Source organism: Streptomyces sp. PA03-6a (assembly GCF_033792765.1).
Lineage (GTDB): Bacteria > Actinomycetota > Actinomycetes > Streptomycetales > Streptomycetaceae > Actinacidiphila.
Map to the genome: position 1 here is coordinate 1 of NZ_JARAVK010000424.1, position 4,782 is coordinate 4,782.

At 74.6% G+C, this 4,782-nt stretch carries 4 protein-coding genes; 2 read left to right on the forward strand and 2 right to left on the reverse strand.

The genetic code is table 11. The features are described from left to right. On the reverse strand, positions 1–1,202 hold a 1,202-nt coding region (locus tag PV350_RS44630; protein WP_500339071.1), incomplete at its 3' end, for a sensor histidine kinase. Positions 1,203–1,662: 460 nt separating this feature from the next. Continuing rightward, positions 1,663–2,928 carry a YbfB/YjiJ family MFS transporter gene (locus PV350_RS44635; RefSeq protein ID WP_500339072.1) on the reverse strand — a complete coding sequence of 422 codons (1,266 nt, stop codon included), beginning with the start codon at positions 2,926–2,928 and terminating at the stop codon, positions 1,663–1,665. Positions 2,929–3,074: 146 nt separating this feature from the next. Between PV350_RS44635 and PV350_RS44640 the strand changes: the two genes are divergently transcribed. Next, the gene (locus PV350_RS44640; protein ID WP_499509241.1) at positions 3,075–3,671 is read left to right on the forward strand and encodes a TetR/AcrR family transcriptional regulator; all 597 of its coding nucleotides are present in this window, start codon (positions 3,075–3,077) and stop codon (positions 3,669–3,671) included. A 24-nt stretch (positions 3,672–3,695) separates the two neighbouring features. Continuing rightward, entirely contained in the window at positions 3,696–4,661 is a 966-nt protein-coding gene (locus PV350_RS44645) for a phosphotransferase family protein (protein WP_500339073.1), read from the forward strand. Positions 4,662–4,782 lie beyond the last annotated feature (121 nt).

Here is a 4,782-nt window from a genome sequence, read left to right on the forward strand (position 1 = left end):
GGGACGGACGGGGCGGCGGCCGGGGCCTCCGGGGGCAGGACGGGCTCGGCGTCGGGGCCGGCGTCCATGCCGGGACGCGGGACGGTGAGCATCTCCTGCGGGATCATCATGACCGCGCCGGTGCCACCGCGGGCCGAGGGCCGGAAGGACACCGTCAGGCCGTGCTTGCGGGCCAGCCGGCCGACGACCGTCAGGCCGAGCCTGGTCCCGGACAGGCCGGTCAGGTCCCCGGACCCGGCCGCCACGGCGCTCTGCGCCCGGCGCAGCGCGACCTCGCCCATGACCAGGCCGCTGTCCTCGACCGTGATGACCGCGCCCGCGGGCACCTCCTCCACGTACACGTGGACCTCGGCGGTGGGCGGGGAGAAGTTGGCGGCGTTGTCCATGAGTTCGGCCAGCGCGTGCATCACGCCCTCGGCGGCGTGGCCGACGACGGCGACCTCGCTGGTGGAGTGGAGCCGCACCCGCTGGTAGCCGGCGATACGCCCCATCGCGCCGCGCAGGATCGACTCCATCCGGATCGGCTTGGCCCACCGGCGTCCGGAACGGGCCCCGGTCAGCACGGCGATGCTGTCGGCGAGGCGGCCGGCCTGGGCGGTGCGGTGGTCCAGGTGCAGCAGGTCGTGCAGCACGGCCGGGTCGCTGTGGCGGTGCTCCATCTGCCGCAGGTCGGCCAGCATTCCGGTGGCCAGCGCCTGCATGCGTCCCGCGGCGTTGGCACCGACGGCCATCGCCGCGGCGCGGCGCGACTCGCTCGTGCCGACCCGGTCGGCGATCAGGGCCAGCATGCGGCGCTGAGGGCCGGTCAGCGGCTCCCGCACCGCGGTGAGCACCCGGTCCACGGTCTCACCGGCGGCGATCCGGCCGACGGCGGCCGGCAGCAGCTCGTCGGCGAATCGTTCCGCCTCGGCCCGCAGGGCGTCGAGCTGTCCGGCGAGGCGCCGGGCCCGCCAGCGCTCCTGCGCCGCCACGGCCACGGCGCAGGCCAGCGCCAGGATCCCGGCGGCCGCGCCGGTCACCGCGGGGGCACGCAGCGACCCGGGGGCGGCGACCACCAGCCACACGGCGACGGGGACGGTGACCACCAGGGGCACCGCCAGGGCCCGCGCCAGGTACGCGAACGGAGCGCGCTGCTCACGCCGCCGTGCCGGGATGCGCAGGCGCCCGGTCCGCGGGCGCGGGAGCGCGGTCTGCGCTGTCATCGATCAGGACCTCGGGGCCGTACGGACGGATGGGATGGGCGAAGCGGAATCCAACAAAAACGGGCACCACCACGGGCACGAATCCCGGGCGGGTTCCGTGTTCGCGGGGAACTCGCGGTCACTATATGCGAGTTGCCAGCGGTGTTGATCAATGCGCCGATGACATTTGTTGGCTGGTGAGGATATGTGAGGTTGCCGCGGCATGCCGGCGCCCGAGCGAGGGGGAACCGGCGCCTCCGCTCCCCGCAGGCGCCGCCACCGCCGCGTCCACCGCCGCCACGGCTCCTCGGGGCCGCTGACCACGTCGTTCGCCATACCGAACGGCCCGGGGTCACGGCACGCGCCCGGCGGTCGGCGGCCGGGGCCCCGCCGGGCGCGGACCGCGCGAGGCGGGAACCTGACGGCGTGTCCACTGTGCGACATGTCGCAAGCGCGCCACGCCGTTCGCCCTCGGTCCTCCTCAGCCCGTGACCGAGGCGGCGCGGTGCACGGCTTCCGCGTCCGCCTCCAGGGGCACGTCCGCACGGACGAACCGCGCGGCGACGCCGACGACCAGAGCCAGCACGAGGGCTCCCGCGCCGACGAGGAACAGCGTCCGGTGGTCCTGGCCGGTCCGGGCGAAGACGTAGGAGTAAAGGTAGGCGGAGAGGGCCAGCGACAGCGCTCCGGCGACGGTCGCCTTGCCCCATGCCGCCGACTGCGCCTCGGGGTGCCGCGGTACGAGTTCGTGGACGCGGCCCAGCACGACGGGCACGACACCGGGCGGGAAGGAGCCGATGACCACGCTCAGCACCGCGATCTCGGGCAGGTCGTGCGCCATGGCGAGCGCGGCGAGGGCCCCCGTCTGCACCAGGGTGATCAGCAGCAGGGCCCTGGCGAAGCCGAGGCGGTCACCGAGGAGGCCGTAGAGGGTGGGGCCGACGAGGGCGCCGACCCCGTACAGGATCCAGATCATGGAGCCGCCGGCGGAACCGCGGCCCAGGCCCCGGCTGACGAAGTCGGCGAGGAACGCCATGGCCGGGGTGAGACCCATCGAGATCAGGGCGTACTCCACGAGCAGCAGCCGCAGCCGCGGCGAACGGGCGGGCTTCCGCTCCCCCGGCACCGGCACCGGCACCGGCGCCGCGGCGACCGCGGACGGCGACGGGGCGGCGACCGGCGGCGGCCAGCCGTGCCAGCTCAGTACGGTGAGGATCGCGCACAGGACGGCCAGCCCCGCCCAGGTCCCGCGCAGTCCGAGGTGCAGCAGCAGGGGCACCAGGGTCCCCGTGGCGGCGATGCCGACACCGAGCCCCGCGAAGATCGCCCCGCCCGCCAGCCCGCGCCGCTCCCCCTTCAGGTAAGGGAGCACCGCACCGGCCACCCGCACCATGATCACGCCGCCGGCGAGCCCCGAGGCCAGGCGCCAGAGGAAGAACCACGGCACCGAGACGGGAACGCTGCAGGCCAGCAGCGCGAGCGTGGCGAGCGCCATCATCCACCGCAGGGCCCGGCGGTCGCCCAGCCGGCGCCCCACCCACCGGGCGCTCAGCGCGCCCGCCAGGTAGCCGGCGAGGTTGGCCGCGCCGAGGTACGCCACCGCGGACGGGGAGAACCAGTGGGCGTTGATCAGTTCGGGGACCAGAGGCGTGTAGGCGAACCGGGCGAGGCCGATGCCGACGAAGCTGGCGCTCGCGCCCGCCGCTATGGCCCGCCATGCGGCGGGTCCCGGTGGTGTGGTGGTCATGTGCTCGCTTCCGCCTTCCGCCCGGCCGCGACGGGTCCGGGCGGCGCCCGGCCCGTCTGCACTCCGGGCCATCTTTGACAACCCCGTCATGTTTGACAGCCTTGCAAACTTTGACGGAGCCGTCAAAGATGAATTACCGTGGGGGCATGGCTGGACGGCGTCAGTTCGATGAGCAGCACACCCTGGGCCGGATCCTGGACGTCTTCTGGAACCAGGGGTACGGAGCGACCTCCATGCAGGACCTGGCGACCGCCACGGGCGTGCAGCGCGGCTCGCTCTACAACGCGTACCGCGACAAGGAGACGCTGTTCCTGCGCGTCTTCCAGGACTACGCCGACGCCTTCGTCGCCGAGGCCGCCGCCACGCTGGACCAGCCGGACGTCCGGCGGGCGCTGGAGGACTTCTTCGACTTCACCATCGCCTCCATGACCCACGGAACCCCCGCCCGCGGCTGCCTGTCGACCAAGACCGCCACCGACACCCAGGCGGACGCCGAACCCATCCGGGCCGCGATCCGCGGCCTGCTGGACCGGCTCGAGGGCGTCATGGCCGAACGGCTCTCCCGCGGCGACGCGGCCGGCCTGCTCGCCGTCCCTCCCACCGAGGCCGCGCGGGTCCTGGTCACCATGACCCGCGGCACCGTCGTCATCGAGCGCGTCTACCAGGACGCGGACCGGCTCCGGGCCACCGCGAGGTCCCTGATCACGATGGTGCTCGGCGCACGGCAGCGGGCCACCGCCTGATCAACGGCCCGGTAAGGTGCCCGGATGACGGCGACGGAGGGGAACGAGCCCGGCTGGACGGCCACCCGCGCCTGGGTGCAGCGGCACCTCCGCGACGGGGAACACCTCGAGTCCGCGGAGCCGCTCCGCGGCGGCTGGACCTCGCAGATGCGCCGCCTGCGGGTCACGGGGCCGGGAGGCGGACGCCAGTTGGTGCTGCGTTCCTTCGTGAAGCCCTTCTACCTCCGGCACGCGGAGGGCCTGCTCACCCGTGAGGCGCGGATCCTGGCGCTGCTCGGCCCGACCGCCGTCCCCGCCGCCGAGTTCCACGCCGTCGACGCGACGGCGGAGCACTGCGACCATCCGTCGCTGCTCATGTCCCTCCTCCCGGGGGAGGTACGCCTGGAGGACGCAGAGGCCGGGGCGCGGGCGTGGCTGCTGGCCCGTCAACTCGTCCGCATCCACGGGCTCGACGTCGGCGAGACGGACCGGCCCCGCACCTACCAGCCATGGACGGCGCCCGAGCGCGTCCGCCCGCCCGGGGCCACGAGCCGTCCGGACCTGTGGGCCCGGGCGGTGGACGTCATACGCCGCGACCCGCCCGCCCACGAAGGCCTGTTCCTGCACCGCGACTTCCACCCGGGCAACGCCCTGTTCTCCGGGCACGGCGCCCACCTGCGCATCTCCGGCGTCGTCGACTGGGTCGAGACCTCCTGGGGCCCCGCCGACCTCGACGTGGCCCACTGCGCCACGGCACTCGCGCTGCTGCACGGACCCGCGGCAGGACTGCGCTTCGCCGACCTCTACACCGCCGCGGGCGGCCGGCTGGCGGACTCCCCCGGCGCCCACCTCTACTGGCGGCTCCTGGACGCCCTCGCCTTCGCGCCGGACGCCGAGAAGGTCGCCGTCCCCTGGCGCGAACTCGGCCGCACCGACCTCACCCCGGCGACGCTCGCGACGCGCCTGGAGACCTACGTCGCGGCGCTGCTCGTCCGCTACGGCGACGCCTGACCCGACGGGCGGGCGTCCGGTGCCGCCCTCCGGCTTCGCATCTGTGCAACTGCGCGTACTCCCCCCGGTTTTCGTCTTGTCACCCGGGTGTGATCACCACGAGGGTGCAGGGCGAGCCGCG

What these genes read in the sequence shown, in the direction of transcription:
- PV350_RS44635 (WP_500339072.1), bottom strand. Translation starts at nt 2,928, where the DNA reads ATGACCACCACACCACCGGGACCCGCCGCATGGCGGGCCATAGCGGCG.
- PV350_RS44640 (WP_499509241.1), top strand. Translation starts at nt 3,075, where the DNA reads ATGGCTGGACGGCGTCAGTTCGATGAGCAGCACACCCTGGGCCGGATC.
- PV350_RS44645 (WP_500339073.1), top strand. Translation starts at nt 3,696, where the DNA reads ATGACGGCGACGGAGGGGAACGAGCCCGGCTGGACGGCCACCCGCGCC.